This is a genomic window from Sebaldella termitidis ATCC 33386, from assembly GCF_000024405.1.
GTDB classification, from domain to species: Bacteria; Fusobacteriota; Fusobacteriia; order Fusobacteriales; family Leptotrichiaceae; genus Sebaldella; species Sebaldella termitidis.
This window is the reverse complement of the sequence record NC_013517.1, coordinates 1,928,602-1,952,697: the sequence shown is the minus strand read 5'-3', so window position 1 is coordinate 1,952,697 and position 24,096 is coordinate 1,928,602. Positions and strand designations below refer to the sequence as shown.

At 33.7% G+C, this 24,096-nt stretch carries 26 protein-coding genes; 3 read left to right on the top strand and 23 right to left on the bottom strand.

Annotated features, from left to right (window positions below; all coding sequences use genetic code 11):
• Positions 1–14: 14 nt before the first annotated feature.
• The 7 genes from STERM_RS08940 to STERM_RS08910 all read right to left on the bottom strand — a co-directional run bounded on the left by STERM_RS08940 (position 15) and on the right by STERM_RS08910 (position 6,988).
• Complete coding sequence (locus STERM_RS08940) at positions 15–299, bottom strand: hypothetical protein (protein ID WP_012861269.1); 285 nt, start codon at positions 297–299, stop codon at positions 15–17.
• A gap of 16 nt (positions 300–315) precedes the next feature.
• Positions 316–1,098, bottom strand: a complete 783-nt coding sequence (locus tag STERM_RS08935; RefSeq protein ID WP_012861268.1) for a DKNYY domain-containing protein — start codon at positions 1,096–1,098, stop codon at positions 316–318.
• 9 nt (positions 1,099–1,107) lie between these two features.
• The gene (locus tag STERM_RS08930; protein WP_012861267.1) at positions 1,108–2,715 is read right to left on the bottom strand and encodes a peptide ABC transporter substrate-binding protein; all 1,608 of its coding nucleotides are present in this window, start codon (positions 2,713–2,715) and stop codon (positions 1,108–1,110) included.
• Positions 2,716–2,835: 120 nt separating this feature from the next.
• Complete coding sequence (locus STERM_RS08925; RefSeq protein WP_012861266.1) at positions 2,836–3,633, bottom strand: DKNYY domain-containing protein; 798 nt, start codon at positions 3,631–3,633, stop codon at positions 2,836–2,838.
• Between the two features lie 23 nt (positions 3,634–3,656).
• Positions 3,657–4,547: a glycosyltransferase family 2 protein gene (locus STERM_RS08920; protein WP_012861265.1), complete on the bottom strand. Its 891-nt coding sequence runs from the start codon at positions 4,545–4,547 to the stop codon at positions 3,657–3,659.
• 19 nt (positions 4,548–4,566) lie between these two features.
• Positions 4,567–6,015, bottom strand: coding sequence for a lipopolysaccharide biosynthesis protein (locus tag STERM_RS08915; RefSeq protein WP_012861264.1), 1,449 nt, complete (start codon positions 6,013–6,015; stop codon positions 4,567–4,569).
• Between the two features lie 10 nt (positions 6,016–6,025).
• Positions 6,026–6,988 carry a KpsF/GutQ family sugar-phosphate isomerase gene (locus STERM_RS08910; RefSeq protein ID WP_172491623.1) on the bottom strand — a complete coding sequence of 321 codons (963 nt, stop codon included), beginning with the start codon at positions 6,986–6,988 and terminating at the stop codon, positions 6,026–6,028.
• A gap of 378 nt (positions 6,989–7,366) precedes the next feature.
• Here STERM_RS08910 and STERM_RS21220 point away from each other — a divergent pair, with 378 nt between their 5' ends.
• Positions 7,367–8,086, top strand: a complete 720-nt coding sequence (locus tag STERM_RS21220) for a DUF305 domain-containing protein (protein ID WP_012861262.1) — start codon at positions 7,367–7,369, stop codon at positions 8,084–8,086.
• A gap of 139 nt (positions 8,087–8,225) precedes the next feature.
• Positions 8,226–8,750, top strand: a complete 525-nt coding sequence (locus STERM_RS08900; RefSeq protein WP_012861261.1) for a TlpA family protein disulfide reductase — start codon at positions 8,226–8,228, stop codon at positions 8,748–8,750.
• A 92-nt stretch (positions 8,751–8,842) separates the two neighbouring features.
• On the opposite strand, the gene STERM_RS08895 is transcribed toward STERM_RS08900, so the two are convergent.
• The 11 genes from STERM_RS08895 to STERM_RS08850 form a co-directional block, all read right to left on the bottom strand.
• A complete protein-coding gene (locus STERM_RS08895) occupies positions 8,843–9,502 on the bottom strand; it encodes an alpha/beta fold hydrolase (protein WP_012861260.1) in 660 nt (219 codons plus the stop codon).
• A gap of 160 nt (positions 9,503–9,662) precedes the next feature.
• Positions 9,663–10,469 (bottom strand): N-acetylmuramoyl-L-alanine amidase family protein, encoded by an 807-nt coding sequence (locus STERM_RS08890; protein WP_012861259.1) that lies wholly within the window; start codon positions 10,467–10,469, stop codon positions 9,663–9,665.
• A gap of 20 nt (positions 10,470–10,489) precedes the next feature.
• Positions 10,490–11,449 (bottom strand): type I phosphomannose isomerase catalytic subunit, encoded by a 960-nt coding sequence (locus STERM_RS08885; protein WP_012861258.1) that lies wholly within the window; start codon positions 11,447–11,449, stop codon positions 10,490–10,492.
• 88 nt (positions 11,450–11,537) lie between these two features.
• Entirely contained in the window at positions 11,538–12,611 is a 1,074-nt protein-coding gene (locus STERM_RS08880; protein ID WP_012861257.1) for a mannose-1-phosphate guanylyltransferase, read from the bottom strand.
• Positions 12,599–13,702, bottom strand: a complete 1,104-nt coding sequence (alr, locus tag STERM_RS08875) for an alanine racemase (protein ID WP_012861256.1) — start codon at positions 13,700–13,702, stop codon at positions 12,599–12,601. Before alr ends, STERM_RS08880 begins: the two co-directional genes overlap by 13 nt.
• A 152-nt stretch (positions 13,703–13,854) precedes the next feature.
• Positions 13,855–14,355, bottom strand: a complete 501-nt coding sequence (locus STERM_RS08870; RefSeq protein ID WP_012861255.1) for a GNAT family N-acetyltransferase — start codon at positions 14,353–14,355, stop codon at positions 13,855–13,857.
• Between the two features lie 151 nt (positions 14,356–14,506).
• Entirely contained in the window at positions 14,507–14,665 is a 159-nt protein-coding gene (locus tag STERM_RS22155; protein WP_012861254.1) for a hypothetical protein, read from the bottom strand.
• 46 nt (positions 14,666–14,711) lie between these two features.
• Positions 14,712–14,900, bottom strand: coding sequence for a hypothetical protein (locus tag STERM_RS08865; RefSeq protein ID WP_012861253.1), 189 nt, complete (start codon positions 14,898–14,900; stop codon positions 14,712–14,714).
• A 174-nt stretch (positions 14,901–15,074) separates the two neighbouring features.
• Positions 15,075–16,472 (bottom strand): MATE family efflux transporter, encoded by a 1,398-nt coding sequence (locus STERM_RS08860; protein ID WP_049768976.1) that lies wholly within the window; start codon positions 16,470–16,472, stop codon positions 15,075–15,077.
• Positions 16,473–16,723: 251 nt separating this feature from the next.
• Positions 16,724–17,107 carry a MerR family transcriptional regulator gene (locus tag STERM_RS08855; RefSeq protein WP_012861251.1) on the bottom strand — a complete coding sequence of 128 codons (384 nt, stop codon included), beginning with the start codon at positions 17,105–17,107 and terminating at the stop codon, positions 16,724–16,726.
• A 156-nt stretch (positions 17,108–17,263) separates the two neighbouring features.
• Positions 17,264–17,650 (bottom strand): FxLYD domain-containing protein, encoded by a 387-nt coding sequence (locus STERM_RS08850; protein WP_012861250.1) that lies wholly within the window; start codon positions 17,648–17,650, stop codon positions 17,264–17,266.
• A 195-nt stretch (positions 17,651–17,845) separates the two neighbouring features.
• Here STERM_RS08850 and STERM_RS08845 point away from each other — a divergent pair, with 195 nt between their 5' ends.
• Positions 17,846–18,670, top strand: coding sequence for a putative ABC transporter permease (locus tag STERM_RS08845; RefSeq protein ID WP_012861249.1), 825 nt, complete (start codon positions 17,846–17,848; stop codon positions 18,668–18,670).
• Between the two features lie 150 nt (positions 18,671–18,820).
• Here the strand turns inward: STERM_RS08845 and STERM_RS08840 are convergent, their stop codons facing one another.
• The 5 genes from STERM_RS08840 to STERM_RS08820 all read right to left on the bottom strand — a co-directional run bounded on the left by STERM_RS08840 (position 18,821) and on the right by STERM_RS08820 (position 24,063).
• Positions 18,821–20,272 (bottom strand): sodium:solute symporter family protein, encoded by a 1,452-nt coding sequence (locus STERM_RS08840; protein ID WP_012861248.1) that lies wholly within the window; start codon positions 20,270–20,272, stop codon positions 18,821–18,823.
• A 281-nt stretch (positions 20,273–20,553) separates the two neighbouring features.
• A complete protein-coding gene (locus STERM_RS08835) occupies positions 20,554–21,075 on the bottom strand; it encodes a hypothetical protein (RefSeq protein WP_012861247.1) in 522 nt (173 codons plus the stop codon).
• Positions 21,076–21,262: 187 nt separating this feature from the next.
• Positions 21,263–21,664 (bottom strand): cytidine deaminase, encoded by a 402-nt coding sequence (gene cdd, locus STERM_RS08830; RefSeq protein ID WP_012861246.1) that lies wholly within the window; start codon positions 21,662–21,664, stop codon positions 21,263–21,265.
• Positions 21,665–21,691: 27 nt separating this feature from the next.
• Entirely contained in the window at positions 21,692–22,390 is a 699-nt protein-coding gene (deoD, locus tag STERM_RS08825; RefSeq protein ID WP_012861245.1) for a purine-nucleoside phosphorylase, read from the bottom strand.
• A 23-nt stretch (positions 22,391–22,413) separates the two neighbouring features.
• A complete protein-coding gene (locus STERM_RS08820; protein WP_012861244.1) occupies positions 22,414–24,063 on the bottom strand; it encodes a bifunctional metallophosphatase/5'-nucleotidase in 1,650 nt (549 codons plus the stop codon).
• Positions 24,064–24,096: the final 33 nt, after the last annotated feature.

Sequence of the window (24,096 nt, the reverse complement as noted above, 5' to 3'; positions counted from 1 at the left end):
ATACCTCCTGTTTCTTATTCCCAGGAAAACAATTCCCCTGTATCTATAATGTCTCTCTTTCCGCATCCGGGACATCTGAATTTTTTTATTCTTTTATCCAGATCTCCTAATTCTGTTATTTTTTCCATGGGCTTTCCACAGCAGACAGTTTCTTTCCCCACAAGATCGCTTTTATGTCCAAAAGATCCGCAGATTGTGCAAAACAAAACAGTTTCTGTTTCTCCCTCTTCTGACTCTCCAAGACACATATCATATTCAGAGCCGCAGCTTTTACATTTCAAAATCTTTCCAAAACCCATTTTTTTCTCCTTTTTCTTATCTTCCGTTTTTTATCTTAAAAATTTTTTTTACTTCCTGTGAAGTCATTTTCTCCCCGTTTTTGTAATAATTCTTTTTATCCCTTGATATTTCGGGGAAAACCCCGTTGTCAAATATGCCGAATGTCTCAGGATCAGCTTCTTTTATCAGTCTGTTTTCCATATATACCCTGTATCTGGTAATCAGGTATATATGTTCTCCGTTTTCAAGTATTCTGAAATCATCATTTTTCACAGGAAGACTGTCTATTTTTTCCACACCTTTATAATATATTCCTGTTTTATCCTGTGCATATATCATTCCTCCGTGTCCGGCATAAAGAAGCTGAAAACTTGGAGAATCCATATTTACAAACTTTAATCCGTCATATACACTGTCCTTGGTCTTTACCACATAGTCCCTTATATGCTCTGTTGTCCCGTCTCTGTATCTGATATCGGAATCATAGCTTCCCAAAATCTGAAAACCATCATTTGAAACGAATTCTATTCCCTGATAATAAACTCTGTTCTTATCCGCCCCGTAGCATTGATTAATCTCCTTAAAAGTTTCGGCATCAGCTCCCGTAGTTTTTCTCAGCTTTCTGACATCTGTCTTTAAAGACTCTTCGTTAAGAGCCAAGGATTTTGTTTCCAGATAACTGCCGTAAAAAATCTCATTACCGGTTTTTATATAACCATACCTCCGTGATATTCTCCCCGGTCCTTCTTCATTTACGACACAGGAAAAACTAGTGTAAAAAATAGAAATTCCAATTAATAATGCCAAATTTTTATGCATTTCTCCCCCTTATTCCGTCATTTCAGCTTCCAGCACATAATATTTCATGCCAAAACTTATGAAATATATATTTTTAACCCTCGGATTAACCATTATTTCTCTTTCCTGAAAAAATAAAAATACTGCCGGCATATCTTTCATAAGTATTTTTTCTGCCTCTTCGGCAAATTTTATTCTCTCCTGATTAAGCATCTCTATATTGACTTTATCCACCAGCTTATCATATTCCGGATTGGAGTAAAATCCGTAATTATCCTTGTATTCTGTTTTAAATATTTTCAAGTATCCCATCGGATCTGCATAAATGGGTTTTTCGTCACAAAGCCTTAATACATAGCTGTCTTTATCATTAGTTACTATTTCTATGTCCATATCAAGATTTTCTTTAAGCTTTGTTTTCAGATAGTCAGCAATTTTTCTGTCTGCATAATCTTCTTTTATCAAAAGCTTTATTATAGGAAGTCTTTCTGTTTTCAGCTCTTTAAGTACTTCTTTATAGAGTTTTTTTGCTCTGTTGGGAGCATAGCCGTAGCTTTTTTCAGAATTTCCATCTTCTTCATCGTTTTCTTCATCTTCAAACCCCGGAATTATAGACGGTATTAATCTGTCGGCAGGCTGTCCGCTTCCTTCCAGCACTATATCCGTCAATTCCTTTTTATCTATGCTCAATTCTACTGCTTTTCTTATCTTGGGATTTTCAAATATCTTGTCTTTTACATTAAATGAAACATAAAATATACGTCCGTTCGGATATTTCTGGAGTCTCGGATCATCTTTATATTCCTGATACAGCTCCTGTTCCAGATTTACTATATCTACCTCTCCGGAATTAAATGCATTCATTGCTTTCCGAGGGTCAGAAATGATTTTTATTTCTATTTCCTCAGGCTTTATATTTCCTTTATCCCAGTAATATGGATTTTTTACCATAAGCAGATTATTCCCCGTATTCCATTCTCTTAGCGTATAAGGCCCGCTTGATGTTATAGTTTCAGGTCTTGTTCCGAAATCTTCCTTTGAGCCCAGATAAAATCTTTCACTGACAGGAAAGAATACAGGATGTGCAAGTAATAACGGAAAATACATTGCCGGTCTGGTAAGGGTTATTTCCAGAGTTTTGTTATTAACAGCCTTTATTCCCACATCCGCCAGCTTTCCTTTATGTCTGCTGTATTCCTCTGCTCCCTTTATTATATACAAAAAATCTACATATTCTGCTTTTGTGGAAGGATTCAGAACATTTATCCATGAAAATCTGAAATCATTTGCAGTAATAATATCTCCGTTTGACCATTTCAAATTATCTCTCAAATAAAATGTCCAGACTTTTCCGTCACTGCTTACTTCCCATCTTTCTGCAAGACCGGGGACAAGCATTCCGTCTTTTCCTATTTTAGTAAGTCCTTCATTTAGAAAGGAGTTAACCACTATTCCAGTCGGAGTCTGCGATAAATTAGGATTTACCGACACCGGTTCTTCTGTGCCTCTTATTAGAAGTCTGCTGGTTCTCTTTTTGATCTCGTGAGGCGGCTGTTCATCTGCCGGCTTTCCAGCCTTCTCACAGGATAATACCAAACCTAATAAAGCTGTTAGTAAAAAAATATAAACCTTTTTCATTTTATCCTTACTCCTTTTGTAAAAGCATTTTTACCATTTTTTATATGTAAAAATTCTGCTTTCCTTTTAAAACCGATAATATATTTGTTTTTAGCCAGATTATCCGAATTTTATAAAAAATTATCTTGATCTTCTGTATTTATCATATTCGGCTTTGGTAATCATGGTGTGATCTTTATAATAGCTGTCCTTATCCCTTGAAAGCGGTATTGTACTGCTGCTTACTATCTGAAAGGTTTTAGCATCTGCACCCTTTATCTCTGTCCCGTTCAGATATACTTTGTAAGGACTTACGAAATATACTGAATTTCCTGTATTTTCCAAAACCTTATATTCATTTTGTTTAAGCGGCTTATCAAGTATTTTTTGCATTGCCCCGGCAAATTCCGAATAATAATATACACCGTTACTGTCCTGTGCATACAGATTCAGCATAGTAAAGCCCGTATCAGTATTTTGCTTTGTATTCAGATATAGCAATTCCGCACTTTCGGGATCAATATTTAATTTTTTATCATTTATAAAAACACTGTCAGTATTTTTTATTATATAATTATCCTCAGGACTTGTACAGGGTTTATATGTATAATAAGCACCTATACTCTCAAAGCCTTCGCTTTTTCCGATAACCTTATTTTTATAATAAAGGTTTTTCTTATCTTTTCCCAAAAATTTATTTATTTTTTCAAATGTCGCCGCATCTGCTCCTGTTACTTTGCTGCTTTCAGTCACATTGGGAATAAGCTCCATTTTTCCGTTATTATTTTGTGTTGTTTTATAACTGTATTCATAATATATCCCGTCCTTTTTCGTGACATAATCCCTGCTTATGTCATAAAATGCAGAGCCCGAGCATGAATACGAATACCCCGCACTAAAAATCCCCAGACTTAATAATAACACCAGTACTTTTTTCATTTTTTACTCCTTAAAATCAAAATTTACCTTCCGGTATCTTTTCCGGCACGCCGAAACATATATTCACCTATCGGCAAAGCTACAGCCAGATAAAACACCGCTTTTGAATCTAAGAATATTTTTCTTATATTTTCCCCTGCTGCTCTTGAAAATTTATAATAAACAGCATTATTTAATATTTTATCCCGGAATGACATCTTAAAAAAATTTCTCTCATTGTGATAGAGAGCACTTCCTTTGGGATTATTCAACAAAAGTCTGTTATACCCGCTGGTAAGTCCGCCTTCATGATACTGCTTTATCTCTATCTCTTTATTTATATACAAAATATTGTATTTTCTTGATATTCTGTTATAAACTACAGCTTCTGTTATAAATTTTTCCCCGTCTATTTCAGGAAATTTATACTCTTTCAATATTTCTGTCCGAAACATAAGTCCCTTATCTCCCGACACTTGATATTTATAATATATATCAAACTGATTGGATATTATTACATCCTCAGGAAATTTTTTCCCGATTATTTTCCCGTCAGGATAAACTGACAAATAACCCATACCGGCAATATCGTCTCTTTTTTCATATTCTTTCCAGTATCTTAGTATTATTTCCAAGCCTTCGGGAATATATTTGTCATCAGAATCAAGACAGATAAAAAGCTCTCCCCCAGCATTTTCCACAGCCAGATTATATGCTCGCTGTTTTCCGCCGTTTTCTTTTTTTATATAATTTATTTTCAATATATTTTCTTTTTGAAACTCTTTAACTGTTTCCTCAGTATTATCCACAGATCCGTCATCTATTATCAGCCATTCAAAATTTTTATATGTCTGTATTTTCAGTGATTCGTATAATTCTGTTAATAATCCCGCCCTGTTATATGTCGGAGTAAAAACAGTAAATTTATATTCCATTTTTATCCTTTCTGTTTTTCTATCTCTGGAATTTTCTTCTTATTTTATTTAATATATTCAGAATTTTGCTGTATACTCTTCTGTTTACTACCAGTTTCAGAACAACCAGCAGATAACCCAGCTTTATCAGAAACTTTACAAGACTTATATCGGCAGATCCAAGATATATAATAACAGGATTTACCATAATAATCAGATATAAAATGAGTTTTTTATAATTAAAGCGTACATTATACTTTTTCCTTATCAGGATCATTTCCAGTACAGCCCTCAGAAGAAATGCCACAAGTGTAGTCCATGCTGCTGTCAAAGCTCCGAATACTGGTATCAGAAGAAAGTTAAATACCAGATTGAAAATCATACAAAAAAGTGTAAGAAAAATAATATACCAGCTTTCCTCATGAAAATGGAAAAAATAATCAAGACAGTAAAACGCCTGAATCACTACAGCAGGAAGTATTACCGGCATGAATTCTATGGCATTGTAAAATTTTGCCGGAAAAATCATCATTATCAGCTCAGGTGAAAAAATCTGTGCAAATACACACACTACCGTAAGAATCGCTATGAATTCCTCAAGTATTCCCGTCACGTTTTTATCTTCCCTGTCACTGCACATTATTTCATAAAATTCAGGAGTCCAGCTGTCAATAAATGAACCTGTTACTACAGAAAGGACTCTTCCTCCGGTATAAGCTAGCGTATAATAACCTACTATCTTAAAGTCCAGAAACATCAGAAGCACAAGTCTGTCGCTTAAATTCACTACCTGATCCGTAAGCTCTATAAAAACCAGAGGTATCCCGTTTTTCAGCGAATACTTTATATACCTTGCCCTTACCGGAAGCCTGAAATTAGAAAAATATCCTTTGGCATAGTATAAAAACAAAAGCAAAACAGCTGCAAGATTAGCTGCAAGATAACCTGTCACCCCAAGCTTCATCCTGCTTATAAAAAAAATAGCAAGCATATAGTTTGAGAAAAAACTAAGCAGGCTGCCCAGAGCTACCTGAGTATATTTTTTCTGCATTCTGAAAAATCTTATGGCAAGAATATTAAATACATTTACTGTTGCTATTGCTGCTGAAAGTATCACATAAGGACTGTATGTTATTTTATCCAGTCCCGGAATCCTTGAAAAAACTGATTCTGAAACACTTGTCATTAAAAACAGTAAAAATGCTGCATTAATTATAATAAGCAGAAAATTCGAAGAAAAAAGATAGCTTCCCAGTTCTTTTTTATCATCTTTCAAAACCACATATTGTTTCATCTGTGCATTATAAATCCCAAGTCCCAGAATTACAGTAAGAAATGTAGTCACAGGTGCCAGAGTACCTATTATTCCGTATTCCTCCACGGTAAGAATTCTGGTCATTATGGGAAGAAAGACTATTGAGCCGGCTTTGGTTATTACATTGGAAAGTGAGTAAACCAAAGTCCCTTTTAATAAATTTTTTCTGTCCACACTAAATCCTCTATCTTAAATTTAATAAATCATGTATTCTTATTATTCCTACCAGTTTATCATTATCAACTACAGGAAGTACAGTGATCTGGCTTTCTCTCGCTTCCATTTTTTCCAGTGCTTCTATTGCCTGTATTTCTGGTGTAACATAAACAGGATTTTTAGTCATTACATCTTCTGCTGTATAATCAAAAAATTTCTCCTTATGCGTCAGTGCCCGTCTTATGTCACCTTCTGTTATAATTCCTATAAGCCTGTCATCTTCTGCTATACACACAGCTCCCATTTTTTTCTTTGTAAGCTCCATAAGCACTGTATCTATATGAGTATCTTTGGTAAGCTTCGGAAGCTCGTCATTCTTATGCATAAGATCTTTTACTTTCAAAAGAAGTCTTCTTCCCAGACTTCCTCCCGGATGGTATACTGCATAATTTTCCGGTTTAAAGTCTCTCTTCTGCATTAATGCAGCAGCAAGTGCATCTCCCATTACCAGCGTTACCGTAGCTGATGTCATCGGAGCAAGTCCCATCGGGCAGGCTTCTTTATCTATTGCTATATTTATTATCAGGTCTGCCTCTTTTCCAAGTGCGGAAATTTTATTCCCCGTAAAAGCAATTATATCAGCGCCTATTCTTCTCACAGAAGGCAGTATATTAGATATTTCATCAGAATTTCCGCTGTTTGAAATAGCTAATACTATATCTCCTTTTTTAATAACCCCGAGATCTCCGTGAAGTGCTTCGGCTGCATTTATAAATACCGAATTTGTTCCTGTAGAAGCCAGAGTAGCAGATATTTTTTTGCCTATATGTCCCGACTTGCCGATACCGGTAATTACTACTTTCCCGCTTGACTCATAAATCATGTCCACCATCTTTGAAAAATTTTCATCCAGTCTGTCTTTTACTTTTACCAGTTCTTCAATTTCAGCTTCAAAAACTCTTTTTGCTTCTGTAAGACTTTTATCCATTATTTATATCTCCTTGTTTTTTTATCTATTATAACACTTAACAGACTTTTCTTCAATTTAAAAACAAAAAGCGGAACAGTATTTTTTTATTCGGTATATTCTGCTTTTTTATTATGCTGATATAATAAATAATAATATTATAAAAATCAGGTTTTTCAGACTAAAATGTCTGCTTAATAATCAAAAAGTCTTATTTATTTTTATCTTTCTGTATTTTTTGATATAATGTATTGTAAGGTCACCTGCACCCTGTTTATTTTTATGCTGAAAACTTCTTATACAGGTAGCGGGTACTTTATTGTCCTTCCGGATTCATCTTTAGTTATACAACATTGATTATGAACCGGACATTACATTCATATACACAGGAGGTAAATAAAAATGAAAAAAATGATTTTAATTATTTCTGCACTGATTCTTTCGGGTAATATAGCTTCAGCAGCTGCAGATTCGCATAACCAGACTCATACTATGGAAAATCCTACCATGAAAATGAATTATGACTATCTTGCGGTTATTCCGCTGTTTGACGTAATGGCACCGGTAGATGTGCTGACTTCTCAAAAATTCCGGACTTATTCTGAATGTGAAAAGTTTGCTCATGATATAATGATGGGTGATAACAGTGCTTATCTTACTACCGATGCCGGTAATATCTTCGCAGTTTATATGACTCTTCATCATGAAGCTGCCATTATTACCAGTTCCGGAATAAAGGATATAACTAAGGATCCCAAAGTAGCTGATCTGGCCGCCAGAATCATAAAGGCCCAGAGTACTGAAGTACAGGATATGCAGGAGCTTATAAAGTCCGATGCTCTGACAGGAAATGACAGCACATCTTTTCAAAAAAGTATGGAAAATATTATGGGAAATATGATGAAAAAAATGAAGCTTCCTTCTGGAAAACTCACCCCTGATCAGGCTACACAGGTTTTTCTGGAAAATATGATTGTACATCATGAAGGAGCTGTGGAAATGGCGAAAGCTTATCTAAAAACAGGGAAAAACAAAAAACTTATTAATATCTCAAAAAATATACTGGCTACCCAGCCCGCAGAAATCAAAGAAATGCAGAATCTTTTAAAAAACAGCAGATAACAGGGCTTTTTTACAGAAACACTTATAAATACGGCTTATTATATGGTATGATTTATATATCATATTCATAGATCAGGTCTTATAATAAAATATGAAAAATATAATTAATAAATAAAAACTAAAATCATAAGGAGAAAAAATGAAAAAATTTACAGTTTTATTATCAGTTTTAATTTTAGGCGTTCTCTTATCAGTTTCTGCCTATAGTGAAAATACTTCTGCATCTGATACTTTCAGTGTTGATCTTCAGGAAGGAAATACATTCCCTGTTTTTACACTGGAAACACTTAATGGTAAAAAAATACCCAGCAGCAGGGTTTTTGACAAAAATAAAAAAACCATTATTGTTACTGCTGCTGAATGGTGTCCTGACTGTCATGAAGAGCTTCCTGTTCTTGAAAAATTTTACCGTAAAAATAAAAACAAATATAATTTTGCAGTGATTTTTATTGAGAGACGTTCATCAGAAGAGAAGGTAAAAGAGTATCTGAGCAAAGAAAAATTTACATTCCCTGTTTATTTTGACTATAACAGTGTTTTTGTGGAAGGAACACAGGTAAAATTTGTCCCTACTAATATTTTTATTGATAAAAACGGAAAAATCACAAGTGTTGTAGCTGAAACAATCAGTGATGAAAATGAGTTTATTAACAGGCTGAAATAAATAATAACAGCTGTATAAAAAATAGATAATTATGATTTTGCCATAAATAATCCTATTTTTATACAGCTTTTTTATTTCTGTTATTTTAAAATTTATTTGCTGAAAAAGGTACTTAATTCCGGATATAAAAGATCATTGCCTGTTATATAACTGTCATGATCATGTCCCTCCAAAATCATCAGTTCTGCATAAGGCATAGTTTCTGCTGCATCTGTAAATGTTTTTCTATAAAAGATATCGTCTTCTCCGGCAATTATCAAAGACGGGATATTTATTCCGGCAAGCCTGTCCAGTTCTATATTTGGTTCTTCCAGCATCAGCTTAAACAAAGGATTTTTAGTTTTTTCATATTCTTTCTTTACATACTCATAACAATTTTTCTTAAAATCCGACGGCTTCAGATTGACTCCCAGCAGAGCCATTTTTTTTATTATATCCGGATATTTTAGTGCCAGAAATAAACTGATAACAGCCCCGTCACTAAATCCTACCAGAGATACTCCGCCCGGTTCCAAAGCATTAATAAATGAAAATATATCTTCTGCCATTGTTTCATAAGAAAAATCATCTGTCATAGAGCTTTTTCCGTGATTTCTGCTGTCTATTGCATATACTGTAAACTTTTCTTTTAATTTTTCCGCAAGCTTATCAAAAATATGATGATCCTCACCGTTTCCGTGCAGAAGTATAAGCGGCTCTCCTGTACCCTCCTTACTGTATTCCAATGTTATTCCGTTTACTTTTATATTCATATTTTTTCTCCCTTCGGTTGATTCATAATTATTAGATTCATTATGCTTTTATTATAAAGCATACCTGTGACACCTGTATGTCATGGTTCAAATATTTTTTTCTAAGATATTTAAAAAGGGCATTCTATAAAATTATAAAACTGCCCTGATCTGCCGTATTCTATTTTTCTTTTAAATATCTGTTTATTCCATTCACTATTCCGTTTACTATTTTATTCTGATATTCAGGTGTTGATAATTTTCTGTCCTCTTCAGCATTTGACATAAATCCCATTTCTATCAGAGTATTTGTTATTGTAGACCAGTTTGTTCCTGTAAGATCATCTCTGTAGCTTACACCTCTGTTTTTAGCCCCTGTAGTTTTCAATGTTTCTTCCAGTATTATTTTTGAAAATCTGTCACTTGAAGCCTGAACCTTTTGTGTATATTGGTTTTTAGATGATGATGTAAGTACGGAAATTCCTGCTGCATTTCTGTTTTCCGACCCGTCGGCATGCAGTCTGATATAAAGTGAACATCCCGCCTTGTTCGTCATAACTGATCTTTCTTTATTGCTTATATTTACATCATGTGTCTCTCTTGTCATTATTACATTATATCCTTCTGATTCGAGCTTTTCTTTTAATTTCAGACCAATTTCAAGAGTAAGTACATACTCGTCTTTTTTTGTTGCAGTTCCGGAAGTTCCCGACGAAACTTTCGGCTTGGTAATACTCGAACCCGGTGCTATTTCTTCCTTCCCGTTATTACCTTTTCTCTGATGTCCGGGGTCTATACATATACTTTCTCCCTGACTGTTAGTTCTCTTACTTTCACTTATCAAAGGATTTGTCACTTTCAGACTGTCTGTATTCTCAAAAAAAGAAGTTATATTTTGTTTTGCTTTTTCTCCTGTATTCCCCATGCACATTGCAGTATTTACCATAATCATCATCAGTAAAAATGCTGTTTTGATAACTTTTTTCATACTATATCTCCTTATAATTTTTAGATTATTGTTCTAAGCAGCTCCAGATTTCCTTCAATATTTACTTTTACATTTACCGGAATTAAAATAGACTCTCCTTTTTTTATTTCCAGCTCTCCTTTTTCATATTTTATTTTTCCCGTTCCGTCCAGAATAGAGTAAATTATCATGCTCTCACCATTGATATCCTCCATGTCTGTATTATCCAGTTTTATTTTATCTATAGTGTAATATTTTTTTTCTACAAGTCTCTTTTTAGTTTCGGCACCTGAAAGATTTCCCGAAATAATATTTACCTTCATTCCAAAGTCTATGACTTCTGCCGCTTTATCAATATGCAGTTCCCTTTTCACTCCGTTTTCTTCTCTGTCAAAATCATAAATTCTGTAAGTAACATCGGAATTTTCCTGGATTTCGGCTATAAGAATGCTTCCTTCCAGTGATGCATGTACTGTTCCCGGATTAATATCAATAAAGTCTCCTTTTTTTACAGGCTTTATATCAAACATATCATCAAAATCATTTTTCTTGGCTTTTTCTACAAATTTCTCTTTAGTCATTCCGTCTTTCATCCCAAGAATCAGCTTAGCATCATCGCTTGCTTCTATTACATACCATGACTCGCTTTTCCCCAGTTCATTTTCATGCTTCATTGCGTATTCGTCGCTTGGATGCACCTGTATAGAAAGTCTGTCGTTTACGTCAAGATACTTAATCAAAAGCGGAAATAAATTTTTATACTCATTATATACTTTATCTCCCACGAGCTCTCCCTTATATTCATCCAATACTTCCTGCAGTGTTTTTCCGGCTAATTCCCCATTTTCTACTATACTCATACCATGCGAATGTGCACTTATCTCCCATGATTCACCGATTTTTCTTCCGGCGGGAATATCCATTCCCAATACATTTTCTAATGCATCTCCGCCCCATATTTTGTCTATAAATACCTTTTTAAATCTTAATGGATATAACAATTCACTCACTCCTGTCTATATTAGACCTCTTTGAAAATCATAATCCGGCAATTTCACAGTATAATTTTCAAAAAAATCTTTTGTTTTATTATTTATTAATTTTGTCCATCATTTTTTTTATTTCCTGTGTTTTATCCTTATGGCATATCAGCAGGGCATCCCCTGTATTCACTACTACAAAGTGTTCAAGCCCTATAGTTGCTATTATTTTATTTTCCTTGTTTATAATAATGTTATCTTCCGAATCAAGCTCGTAATAAGTTCCTTCGGTTTCTTCCCTTATAATGTTTCCGTCCTTATCCTGCGGAAAAACTTCTTCCAAAGATCTGAAACTGCCGACATCGTTCCATCCTATATCTATAGGTATTACCTTTACAAGCTTAGACTTTTCCATAACACCGAAATCTATGGATATCTTTTCAAATTTACAGAAAATATCTTTCACATAATCACTCAGACTTATTCCGAAAAGATCTTTTCCTGTAAGAGCTTCCTCTATTTCCTCCAGTACAGCTTTATGAGAAGGCATATACTTCTTTATTTCATTTATTATCAGATCTGTTTTCCATATAAACATGCCGCTGTTCCAAAGAAAATTTCCTTTTTCTATATATTTTTCCGCTGTTTCAAAATTCGGTTTTTCCCTGAAAGATTTTACACTGCATATTTCCATGTCTGTATCATTCTTTCTGTACTCTATATAGCCGTAGCCTGTTTCAGGATATGTAGGCTTTATTCCCAGTGTTATTATATGATCCTCTTCAGCTTTTTTAAAGGCATTTTCCAGACTGTGAAGAAACTCTTCTTCCTTTTTTATAAGATGATCCGAGGGAAGCACTGCCATTATACTGTCAGGATATTTCTTCCTGATTATAAGTCCTGCATATGCTATGCAGGCAGCCGTATCACGTGCTATCGGCTCCAGTATTATATTTTCGTCGGGTATTTCAGGTATTTCTTTCTTTATATTTTCCAGATATTTTATATTTGTTGCTATGAATATTTTTTCAAAAGGGATAATTTTCACAGTTCTTTCTATTGTTTCTCTTATCATTGATTTTTCGGAAACTAAATTCAAAAACTGTTTTGGTTTATCTTCCGTGGATAGCGGCCAAAATCTCGTGCCGGAACCCCCGGCCATTATTAATGCTATTTTTTCCATAACTCTCCTTGAGTAATAATTCTTTTTATTTTTTTACTTATCTTGGTTATTATATCATCTTGAATTGTACTTGTCCATTTTGAAATATCCCTGAGGGTTATCTCCTCATTGCCGGATTTTCCCAAAAGAACCACACTGTCCAGAAGATTTACGTTTTCTATTCCGCTTATATCCAGAAGAAGCATATCCATACAGACTTCACCTATTACAGGAGCCTTTTTCCCGTTTATCAATGCATATGCCCCCTTATTTTCAATCTGCATTTGTATTCCCTGAGCATAGCCCATTGGAATTATACCTACTGCAGTATCTTTTTCCAGCCTGTTATTTTCACCGTAAGAGATATATTCACCTTTTTTTACATTTTTTATATTTATTATTTTTGATTCGATGCTGATACATTTTTCAAGACCTGTGTCTTTACTCAGCGGTTCCAGTCCGTATATAGCCATTCCCACTCGGGAAAAATCAAAATTATACTTCCCCGTATATTGAAATAAAGCGGGACTTGCTGAAATATGTCTGAAACCATAATTAATTTCGTGTTTTTTCAGCAGATTCGTTATATTTTCGAATTTTTCAAGCTGTTTTTCAGTATTCTCAATATTCTCGGAATTTGAAATATGTGAAAAAACTGATTTTACCTGTAAATTATTTTCGCTTATTATGCGGCATAGTTCCGGTGTTTCTTCTATATCAAAGCCCAGCCTGTTCATCCCGGTATTAAATTTTATATGAATTCCAAGTTCCGGTATTTTATCCCCTAGAATCTCTATATATCGGTGAAGCTGGAGCATACTGAAAACCGATACCTCTATTTTATCCTTTACTGCCTCATGAAGTTTTTCTTCTTCTGTATAATTAAGGATAATTATATTTACATCCTCATACATTTTTCTTATTTCCGAGGCTTCCTCAAAAAAAGCAACGGCATAATACCGTTCCCCTTCATTATATAAAACAGGAAGTATATTTTCTATACCAAGACCATAAGCATCATCCTTTACCACACATATGAGCGGTGTCATATTCCTGATTCTTTTTAAATTTTTTATTATATTTTCCCTGTTTATTTTTACACAGTTTAGCATATTAATTACCTCTTATTTTGAATCATCTGTATTTTAGTACTTAAATTTTATCATATTTCCTGCTTTATTCCAACGGGACATAAAAAACTTCATGTCTGTACTGAGAATTTTTTATGTAACTTATCTTCCATATAGAAAAGCTGGCTGATTTCCTATTTTAGTCTTTTACAGAGAATTTCACCCGGAAGTCCGTCAATATCACATATTTTTTCAGAAACAAAGCCGTTTTTTAACAAAACATTTCTGGAAGCTGTATTTTCAGGATCGATAATTGCTGTCACTCTGTCCAGTATTCCGGTTTTTTCAGCTTTTTCCACGAGCAGCTTTGTTATTTCAGTAGCATAGCCTCTTCCCCAATATTCAGGAAACAGCATATATCCTGTTTCTGCTTCTGCTTTATTTTCTGTATCCAGCACCATTTTCCCGTATCCCAAAAAGCACCCGCTTTTCTTCTCCAAAATCATAAAGCTTCCGAAAGCTTCATGTATCTTATTTCCATTAAGAAGTCTTCTGTATCTTTCCTCTGCTTCTTCACGCTGCAGAGCTCTTCCTGTTATCATTGACATGATTTTTTCATTGCTGACAAGCTGAAAATATTTCTGAAAATCTTTTTCAGAAAACTTTCTTATATCTATTCTGTACTCTATTTTCATCATCCTCTTTTCAGATTTATTTTAATGATATATTTTATCATATTTTAAGTATTTAGTAAAAATAATCTGTAATTATTTATTTAAAAAACGCCAGTCTTAAAAATCAAAGACTGGCGTAAAAAAATTTTGTATGTGGAATACCTGCAAAAAACTAAAAATCCCGCTCCTGTGAGCAGCAATACCCTTGGTAATAACTGTCCTGAGGCAGATAATTATATTCTTCCAGATACTTTTCCGCTTCCGGGCTGAATACATTTGATATTACTGTTGCAGAAAGTGTCAAAAATAATATCATTAATAGAATTCTCATAATTCCTCCTGTGATGCAAATTTATTTTACATAATTTCTCTGTCTGTTACTTTATGCTGTTCTTGATATCCTGATACTTCTGACAGTTCTCTTTATATCTGCTGTATCTCATACACTTTTGATACTTTCTTTCCAAAGCATCTTTTTTTCGCTGTATCCCTGTATCTCTTGAACCTGCCCCATAACATATCAGCGATACAGTCACAGCTGCTAAAACTAATAATCCTTTTTTCATCTTATACCGCCTTTCATTAATTATTCAGTACATAACATCGTCATATACTGAATAATCATTCTAGCATTATTATCTTAGAATTTCGTTATATTTTTTTATTTAATAAAATATATTATCGCAATCTGCTTGATTTTGAATAGACGTTATTAATATAAAAATTCCCTGATAATATTTTTATTTTACATTCTGCTGCTGTTCCTTTATCTTAAATTTCAGTTTTTTCAGCCACTTCCATTGACAATACAGAACTGCCGGAAGATAAATAAAATCAGAAATTGTTCTTGAAAGCCATACACCGCTTATTCCTATTAATACCGGAAGTAAAAACATAGTTCCCAGAGCAAGTACAAAATGTCTCATAAAGAATAAAATACTGGAAGTTTTAGCCTCCTCCACTACCTGAAAGAAATCAACTCCTATAATCAGAATTCCGTATACAGGCAGAGACATTAAAAACATTATTAGTGCTGGTGCTGTTCTGTTTATAATTATTTCATCTTTTACAAATATACCAGATAATTCTCTTGAAAAAATAAGTGTTATCACAAGACATAATATGGAAAAAACAGTAGTAAAGCTCATTGATTTAAATAATGCTTCCTCCACACGTCTGTAATTCTTCATTCCATAATTATAACCTATTATCGGCTGTGCTCCCTGACTTATTCCAAGTACTACAGAAAATATAACTATCAGATAAGTATTCAAAACCCCGTAAATTCCAAAATCATAGTCATTACCATAAATTTTTATCATATTATTAGCAGCAAGACCTACAAGACATAATGAAACCTGCAGTATAAAAGGTGAAATGCCTATTTTCACTATCTGATTCAGTATTTTTGCGTTTAATTTAAAGTACTTTCTTCTTATTTTTAAAGAAGATTTTTTTGAATAAGTAAAATGATATATTACAAGCAAAGCTGCTGCAAGATTTGATATCAGCGTAGCTATTGCTGCTCCTGCCACACCCATTTTGAATACTATTATAAACAGAGGATCCAGAATTATATTAATTAATGCCCCCGCTATATTGATATTCATTGCGGTTTTGGGATTTCCTTCTGCCCTTATTACACCTGCGAAGCCATATGTAAGAAATGTCATATAACATGTAGGAATGAGATATATCATAAAAGATTTCGCATGTATAAAAGTATTTTCCGTTACCCCGAATGCGCGTAATATCTGATCTAGAAAAACATAATTAAATACTATAATTAATATTCCCAGTATATTAAAGCATGAAAAGGCATTTCCCAAAATATGCTCTGCTCTTTTCTTATTCCCTCTTCCGAGATTCAGAGATATGCTTGCACTTGCCCCTATACCTATTAATGAAGCAAATGCTATATAAAAAATCATTATGGGAAATGTGGCAGATACTCCGGAAAATTCTATTTCCCCTACAAATCTCCCTATGAATATTCTGTCTATTACTGTATAAAGTGCTGCTATCATTCCTGCAATAACCGCAGGAACCGAGAATTCAAATAACAGCTTTACTACATTCTCATTGCCTAATTTTCCGTATTTTTCCATTAAAATTACCTTTCTGTATATCTTTTCCATATGTCTTTACCAGAAATTTAGCCACAAAAAAAGACCCAAAAGTGCTTTTGAGTCCTTTTCACTATGACTTTATTTTAAAATAATATTTTTTCTCTAAAAATAATATACATTCTATCATAACTTTAGGATTTTTTCAATATTTTTCAGTTATTTACAGACTTATTACAGCAAAAAAGTCTTATTCATAATTTTTGATACTGATATAATAATCTTTTTATATTTCAAAAATGACGCTGAACGCACCTTTCTTATCATTGTGTTAATTTTTGCTGTTTTTTTTCTGTCTCATTATATACTTTTATTTTCTCTACTAATATTTCCTTTGTTTCTGTGAGCCTTTCCATTTCCTCTATTATTTTTTCAAGCTGCTTTGCAAGCAGTTTTTTACGTTCACCGGAAGTCTGATCTCCGGCATATCTAAGCTCGGCGTATCTTCCTATATCCTTCAGTGACATTCTTGTAGTCTTCAGCCTTTTCAGAAACTCAATCCATGCTATATCCCCTTCAGAATATTTTTTTCTTCCTGAACTATCTTTTTCCAGCTGTCTTATTAAGCCTATTTTTTCATAATACCTTAGTGTATCCCTGCTTAATTCTGTTTTTTTAGAAACCTCGCCTATTTTATAATACTTCATGGCATCTCCTTTCATATAACATAATTATACAATATGGAGCTTACTCCATGTCAATATGTAAAACTCTAAATTTATACCGCTTAAAATAATCACTTGCTGATTTATTCTTTTTACAGCATCATAATCTTACATTGACCACAGGACACAAAACAAATACTAATAAGTGATCACTTCAACTTCTTCCGGTCTGCACACTGCCGGAATACCATCTCCCGAATATACAGCATGAAATTTCCATTCCCCGCCTGAATCTATATTTTCAGAACTGTCAAAGGCTTTTTCCAATTCTGCCCCGTTTTTATCATAGCACGGGATCAAAATCTCTGTATATTCTTTCTTTATCCCTTTATTTTTAAGCTTTCCAATTACTGTAAATTTTCCCGAATCATTAATTCCCATTCTTATATCCCTAATTTCATATTCATCCTCGGAAGACATATTTTTTTCTTTATTTGAATCTGTATCAGTTTTATCGCTGTTGCACCCTGCTAGTAATAGTAAAAATACCGTTAATCCCAAAATCAGTAAAAATTTTCTGCTCATAATTATCCTCCCTTAATATTTTATCCGGCAGCTTTTTTCAGCAAATTTTCTTTACTATAAAAATTTATAAATATTATATCATTTATCCAGAATTATTTAAAATAAGATATTTATGTATAAAAAAATAATTTTTTTATGTTTATTGACAATGTATTATAAATCCTGCTAATATAAAAATAAAACAAGAGGTGAAATATGACAAAATTTTACAGCGAAGTTATTCTTTTCTTCTTTATTTACTCTGTCATGGGATGGCTGTGGGAAACCATTTACTGCTCCTTAAAAGCCGGTAAATTCATATACCGGGGATTCCTAATCGGACCATACTGTCCGATCTATGGTTTTGGAATTATTATGGTTTTATATTTTATAGAACCATTTCATAATAATCTCATACTTTTGTATATTTTTTCTACGATTATTGTTACTCTGCTTGAATTTTTTACTTCTTACTTTCTGGAAAAAATTTTTCATACAACATGGTGGGATTATCATAACGTACCATTTAATATTCAAGGCAGAATAGCCCTGCCTGTCTCTGCTTTCTGGGGAATCGGCTGTGTTCTTGTAGTCAGGGTTATTCAGCCTTTTGTTACCAAAATAGTGGAAATGCTCTATAATTCTTTTGGCATAATTATTCCTTCGGCAATTTTATGTTTGATGGCCGTTGATACTGTATTTTCACTGCTTAATATGTTTTCATTACAAAATTTCCTTAAAGATTTTCATTCTAAACTGGAGGGGCAGGCAAAAAATCTAAAGTCGTCTCTCAAAGTCAGATCACAGCACTTTAGTGATTTTATAGAGCTGGAAATTAACAAGAAAAATGAGCTTAAAGAAAAAATAAGAGAGAAAAGAATACATGAAAAGGAAAATTTGGAATTAAAGCTGAACACGCGTAAATTAAAGTTCAATGAACGAAGATTGCTAAATGCTTTTCCTAATGTAAAATTAAAAAGATTATCTGAATTAAAAAATCCAAGAGACCTTCTGCTAAAACTGGACAAAATTAAAAAATAGCTTTATAATATACGGTTTTTAAATCATAGTAATGATAAAAACCGTATTTTTAGTTCTATACTCTGCCTTTTATATAATTTTACAACAGCTGATAAAAATAATAAAAAAACTGTCCTGCATAAGCATTCATACAAAACAGCTTTTTATATATTAAAACTCTTCTTCTCCGGCTAATTCCGTGCTGTTCTTTTTATTCGGAAACAAAAATGTCAGTATAAAAAATGCCAGAAAGCTGACTGCCAGTCCCGGTATTATCGGCTCCTTTAATCCAAAAATTGTTATTTTATTTATCTCCACATATAGTGTAATGAAACTACCCAGTAATAATGATGCTACTGTCCCCACAGCCGAGGCCTTTTTCCAGTAATGCCCCATAACATACGGGAAAAATGCTCCTGCTGCACGTAAAGTAAATGACAGCGTCAGAAGCTTTATCAGACTACCTTTATTCATAAGTGCTACTAGCATAGCCAGAAAACCTATAACAAGCATTGTTATTTTTGTGGTTCTCATTACTTCGCTGCTTGTTGCATCAGGCTTTATATATATTTTATATATATCATTTCCAAATATTGATCCGGCTCCTAGCAAATCAGAATCGGCACTTGACATAGTTGCAGATATTATTCCGGCAAATAAAAGTCCTATTACCACTGAAGGCATTGTATGCATGGCCAAAAGCGGCAGTGCGTACTTCGGACCGTCTTTCATTATTATATCTTTTGGTATTGTCCCGTTTGTCACCAGTGCTAGCGTAATTAAACCCAGAACTGTAGGGATAAAAGCATATATTATATTTATGAGTCCTGCAAGAAGCGAACCCTGTACAGCAGCCTTGTCATCCCTTGCTGCATAATATCTTGACACAGCTTCCTGCCCTACGGTAAATGATGCCAGATACATTACAATTAATGAAATTATAGTTTTGGAATTAATACTGCTGTTAACCATATAAAATTTTTCTTTTGGAAGAGTAGCCACTACATTATCCCAGCCGCCTACAGTCTTTAATGCAAACGGTATTGCAATCATCATTCCGAATACAATCAGAAATACCTGAACAAAATCTGTAAGCGTTACACTCCAAAGACCGCCCATGACTGCATAAATTGTTACCACTACTGATACAAGTATAACTGCTATTTTATAATCTACTCCCAGCATTACCGATATAATTGTAGAGGATGCTATAAATTGTGTTGCTGTAAGACCTATAAGTGGAATTATCATGATTACGGAAGTGATTGCTCCGGAGCTTCTCCCGTATCTTCTTCTGAAATATTCCGGAACAGTTTTGACCATTGACTGTCTGAATTTTGAACCAAGAAAAGTAAGAAAACCAAATGTTATCGCCATAGTAATTATATACCATGAAGCTCCCATTCCCCAGTCGCCGTAAGCCTTTTCCACTACACCCAGCGAGCTTCCCCCTCCTATTTCAGTAGCTGCAAGTGTTCCGGCCATAAGTACCGGCCCCAGTCTTCTTCCTGCTACCATAAAATCCTCATTACTTGATATCTTTGTATACGAATACCATCCAATAAGAAGCATTGCGATCAAGTAAACTACTACAATTACAATAACCGTATAATTTATTCCCATATAACCACTCCTCTGCTTTTATTTGAATGAAAAAAAATTCATTCATATTTATTTTTACCATCTTTTTATTAAAAGTCAACCCATTTTTTTATATTTTATTTAATTAATTTTTTCACTTTATATCAAATATCGAAATATTCTGCTTCAAAATCACTTTTTAGAATATTTCAAAATATACTTTATTTATAAAAATTTTTATTTGGAAAATAAAAAATGGCCGTTACAATTATGCACTGCCATTTTTCAATTTAAATTTTCAAAAAAATCTTCCATAAACTCTCTTAGATATCCTTTCTTATTTTTTCTTTTTCTGCCGGATGAATACGGTTTATTTCCTGTTCTTTCACGGCTTCAAGCCTTATTTCCTCTGCTCCCTTGTAGTAAACCGTAAAATAGTATAAGGAGTCTTCCTTCATCAGAAAAACATATACCTCTCCGTCATTATTCTTATAAAATAATCTGCTGATTCCGCCTTCCTCAATATGTTCAAATTTCATCCCGTATTTTTGTTCAAATTCTTTCATTATATCCAAAGCAGTTTCAGAATTTATATCACTTGCTCCATACCATGAAATCAGCTTATTATCCAGAAATCTCAAACCGGTCTCGGTAAATACTATATCTGTTTTCTCTACATTTTTATATGTATAGCACACAGTTCCCCCGCCGCAGTCAGAAATTTCATAACCGGCACCAAAATACTTAAGAGCTTCCTCTGTTCCGGCTCCCCATTTTATATTTCCAAAACATGGAAGCATCAGAATAAAAAAGCTTAGAAAATAAAGTATCCGGAATCTTCTCATAATATCACCTCCATATTAGTATTGTATCATTTATACTCTTTTATTTCAAAAATTTATTATATATTTGTATAAAAATATATCAGACTCCCAAAATTATAAATCACTGCACAGCAGAAAAATAAATTTCATAATAAAAACTGTCCTTTTTCATACTATTTACTGAAAAAAGGACAGCTTTCCCTGTATATTAAAGCTTAAACGAATAAGGAAGCAGGTCTTCCATACTGCATATTTTATATTCCCTGTTATAATTAGACAATATTATTACTGTATTCTCATCAGCGAATTCCAGCATAAACTGTCTGCATGCTCCGCATGGACTGATTGGTTTATCAGTATCTCCTGTAACCACCAGTGTTTTTATCTTTTTCATCCCGTCTGTAACAGCAGTGGTAATAGCATTTCTTTCGGCACAGAGTGATAATCCGAATGAGGCATTTTCTACATTTACCCCTTTGAATTTTCTTCCGTTTTCATCTATAAGAACTGCTCCTACAGGAAAATGTGAATAATTAACATAAGCTTTTTTGGAAATCTCTACAGCTTCATCAATAAGCTCCAGTATTTCCTTTTCAGATAAGTTTACCATAAACTCTCCTTAATAATGTTATATTTTTTAAAGAGTACCCAAAGCCATCTCTATCATGTCATTAAATGTTTTTTCTCTTTCTTCCGATGTAGTAGCTTCTCCTGTAACCAGTGAATCACTGATAGTCAGAATAGCCAGTGTATTTACATTATATTTGGCTCCAAGTGTATAAAGACCTGCTGCTTCCATTTCCACACACAGGATCCCAAAATCTGCCCAGTGTTTCCATGCTTCTTTATCATCACCGTAGAAAGTATCGCTTGACATTACGTTTCCTGCCTTGAATTCTATTCCCTTTTCTTTTGCAGCTGCTGTAGCCTTTGCAAAAAGCTCGTAACTTGCAGTCGGTGCGAAATTAGCTCCCGGAAATCTGAGGTTATTTATGTTAGAGTCAGTAGAGGTAGCCATTGCTACTACTATATCTCTTATTTTTACATCTTTTTGGTATGAGCCTGCACTTCCTATTCTTATCAGATTTTTACATCCGTATTCTGTGATCAGTTCAGTAGCATAAATTGAGATAGAAGGTATCCCCATACCTGTTCCCTGAACAGATACTTTTTTTCCTTTATATGTTCCAGTAAATCCCATCATTCCTCTTACATTATTATACTGCACAGGATTTTCCAGATATTTTTCTGCTATATACTTTGCTCTCAACGGATCTCCCGGAAGCAGTACTGTTTCTGCTATTTCTCCTTTTTTAGCTGCTATATGTACACTCATTTTTTCCTCCTGTTTTTCTATGTTTATTCTATTCCTATTACTTCCCAGTAACCATGTGCTTTACCGTCTATTTTTCCTTTTTTCGCATCTCTGATATATCTGATAGTCATATTTCTAATAGTTCCTTCTTCTTCACCAAATGCAGTTTTAGAATCCCAGACAGGATCCACTCTTCTTCCTTCAAGCGGTCCTCCTTTGGCTACCAGCATTTCATATCTGTAAGCATTTAATCCTACTTTGATTTTCATATCATCTGTTACCTTCTTATTTCCCTTTGCCAGTCTCAGATCCTTTATTCTGTTCCCCGGAGCTTCTCTCAAGTCTATTTTATACTTTACTCCGCCGAACATATCATAAGTCATATACTTTGAAGCTCCTCTTACAGGATCATATCTGTATTCGGTATCACCGGGCTTTACAGTATCAAAGTATGCAGCCGACCATTCCATATAATCTTTCAGATCTTTTCCCGTAAGCTCGTACACTGTAGTTTCCCCTGAAGTATACTGATAATTATTGGCTATATCTTTCTTTTTGATATCTCCTTTATTAAGCACTGCTTTTTTATTATCCACAAGGAATGACACTACATCAGCCTTACTGTAATAAATCTGCACATCACCAAATAATGTTGATAATCCCGAATCTTTCATATAAATAGAAGGTATTCCTTTCACCAGTACCTGAGGTACCATATCATTTGCAGTTTCTCCTACTTTTACATTTGCATCTTTTATTAATATTTCACTATATGGAGCATATATCTCTTCCACTTTTTTATCTGATTTTTCACTGTTTACACTTATAGTTTTTGCATCTTTGTTTATAAGTGTTTTCTTTCCCTTGGCATCTACGTTAAATTTCAGGTCAACTACAGAAATCGCAGCTCCGTATCTGTAAGGCTCAGTTATTATTGTTCCGTTTACTACCTGCTTACTTACATTTTTATGCTCATGCCCTGCTATAATTACATCAATTCCCGAAACTTCGTTTGCTATATCCACTACACCTGTTCCCGGTATATTATTTTCATTTGGAAGTCCCATATGAGCCAGAAGTACTATTACATCTGCACCCTGCTTTTTCAGATTCTGAACTTCTTTTCTTATTTCATCTGCAGGCATTGCAAATCTCATATCCTTAACATTTCCTGATTCTTCCTCAAACTGTTCTACTAAAGGAGTGGTTGCACCTATTAAACCTACTTTGATTCCGTCTACTGTCATTATCGTGCTTGGTTCAAGATATCTTTCTCCGGTTTTATAATAAATATTAGCTGACAAAACTTTTCCGTCAAATTGTTTGAATACTTTGTTCAAAGCATCCATGCCAAAGTTAAACTCATGATTTCCCGGTATGATTATATCATATTTCATTTCGTTTAGTGCTGTCATTGCCGGATGCTGAGGTTCATTAATAAATTTTTCTATATAATTATCCTGAATTATATCCCCTATATCCACTACAATAACATTTTTATTATTTTGTCTGTAATCTTTTATTACTTCGGAAATCTGACTGTACGATCCCGAAAAATCTGCCTTGTCTGTGGAATAATTCCACGGCACCATTCTTCCGTGTACATCTGATGTACCAAGTATGGTAATATTTACCTCTTTTCCCAATAAAACTACCGATAACAACATCGATAAAAAAATCATCATTCTTTTCATCTAACCACTCCGTTTCCTATATTAAATATTATA

Excerpts from the sequence above, each read along its gene's own strand:
- STERM_RS08940 (WP_012861269.1), bottom strand. The coding sequence starts at position 299 with ATGGGTTTTGGAAAGATTTTGAAATGTAAAAGCTGCGGCTCTGAATAT.
- STERM_RS08935 (WP_012861268.1), bottom strand. The coding sequence starts at position 1,098 with ATGCATAAAAATTTGGCATTATTAATTGGAATTTCTATTTTTTACACT.
- STERM_RS08930 (WP_012861267.1), bottom strand. The coding sequence starts at position 2,715 with ATGAAAAAGGTTTATATTTTTTTACTAACAGCTTTATTAGGTTTGGTA.
- STERM_RS08925 (WP_012861266.1), bottom strand. The coding sequence starts at position 3,633 with ATGAAAAAAGTACTGGTGTTATTATTAAGTCTGGGGATTTTTAGTGCG.
- STERM_RS08920 (WP_012861265.1), bottom strand. The coding sequence starts at position 4,547 with ATGGAATATAAATTTACTGTTTTTACTCCGACATATAACAGGGCGGGA.
- STERM_RS21220 (WP_012861262.1), top strand. The coding sequence starts at position 7,367 with ATGAAAAAAATGATTTTAATTATTTCTGCACTGATTCTTTCGGGTAAT.
- STERM_RS08900 (WP_012861261.1), top strand. The coding sequence starts at position 8,226 with ATGAAAAAATTTACAGTTTTATTATCAGTTTTAATTTTAGGCGTTCTC.
- STERM_RS08895 (WP_012861260.1), bottom strand. The coding sequence starts at position 9,502 with ATGAATATAAAAGTAAACGGAATAACATTGGAATACAGTAAGGAGGGT.
- STERM_RS08890 (WP_012861259.1), bottom strand. The coding sequence starts at position 10,469 with ATGAAAAAAGTTATCAAAACAGCATTTTTACTGATGATGATTATGGTA.
- STERM_RS08880 (WP_012861257.1), bottom strand. The coding sequence starts at position 12,611 with ATGGAAAAAATAGCATTAATAATGGCCGGGGGTTCCGGCACGAGATTT.
- alr (WP_012861256.1), bottom strand. The coding sequence starts at position 13,702 with ATGCTAAACTGTGTAAAAATAAACAGGGAAAATATAATAAAAAATTTA.
- STERM_RS08870 (WP_012861255.1), bottom strand. The coding sequence starts at position 14,355 with ATGAAAATAGAGTACAGAATAGATATAAGAAAGTTTTCTGAAAAAGAT.
- STERM_RS22155 (WP_012861254.1), bottom strand. The coding sequence starts at position 14,665 with ATGAGAATTCTATTAATGATATTATTTTTGACACTTTCTGCAACAGTA.
- STERM_RS08865 (WP_012861253.1), bottom strand. The coding sequence starts at position 14,900 with ATGAAAAAAGGATTATTAGTTTTAGCAGCTGTGACTGTATCGCTGATA.
- STERM_RS08860 (WP_049768976.1), bottom strand. The coding sequence starts at position 16,472 with ATGGAAAAGATATACAGAAAGGTAATTTTAATGGAAAAATACGGAAAA.
- STERM_RS08855 (WP_012861251.1), bottom strand. The coding sequence starts at position 17,107 with ATGAAGTATTATAAAATAGGCGAGGTTTCTAAAAAAACAGAATTAAGC.
- STERM_RS08850 (WP_012861250.1), bottom strand. The coding sequence starts at position 17,650 with ATGAGCAGAAAATTTTTACTGATTTTGGGATTAACGGTATTTTTACTA.
- STERM_RS08845 (WP_012861249.1), top strand. The coding sequence starts at position 17,846 with ATGACAAAATTTTACAGCGAAGTTATTCTTTTCTTCTTTATTTACTCT.
- STERM_RS08840 (WP_012861248.1), bottom strand. The coding sequence starts at position 20,272 with ATGGGAATAAATTATACGGTTATTGTAATTGTAGTAGTTTACTTGATC.
- STERM_RS08835 (WP_012861247.1), bottom strand. The coding sequence starts at position 21,075 with ATGAGAAGATTCCGGATACTTTATTTTCTAAGCTTTTTTATTCTGATG.
- cdd (WP_012861246.1), bottom strand. The coding sequence starts at position 21,664 with ATGGTAAACTTATCTGAAAAGGAAATACTGGAGCTTATTGATGAAGCT.
- deoD (WP_012861245.1), bottom strand. The coding sequence starts at position 22,390 with ATGAGTGTACATATAGCAGCTAAAAAAGGAGAAATAGCAGAAACAGTA.
- STERM_RS08820 (WP_012861244.1), bottom strand. The coding sequence starts at position 24,063 with ATGAAAAGAATGATGATTTTTTTATCGATGTTGTTATCGGTAGTTTTA.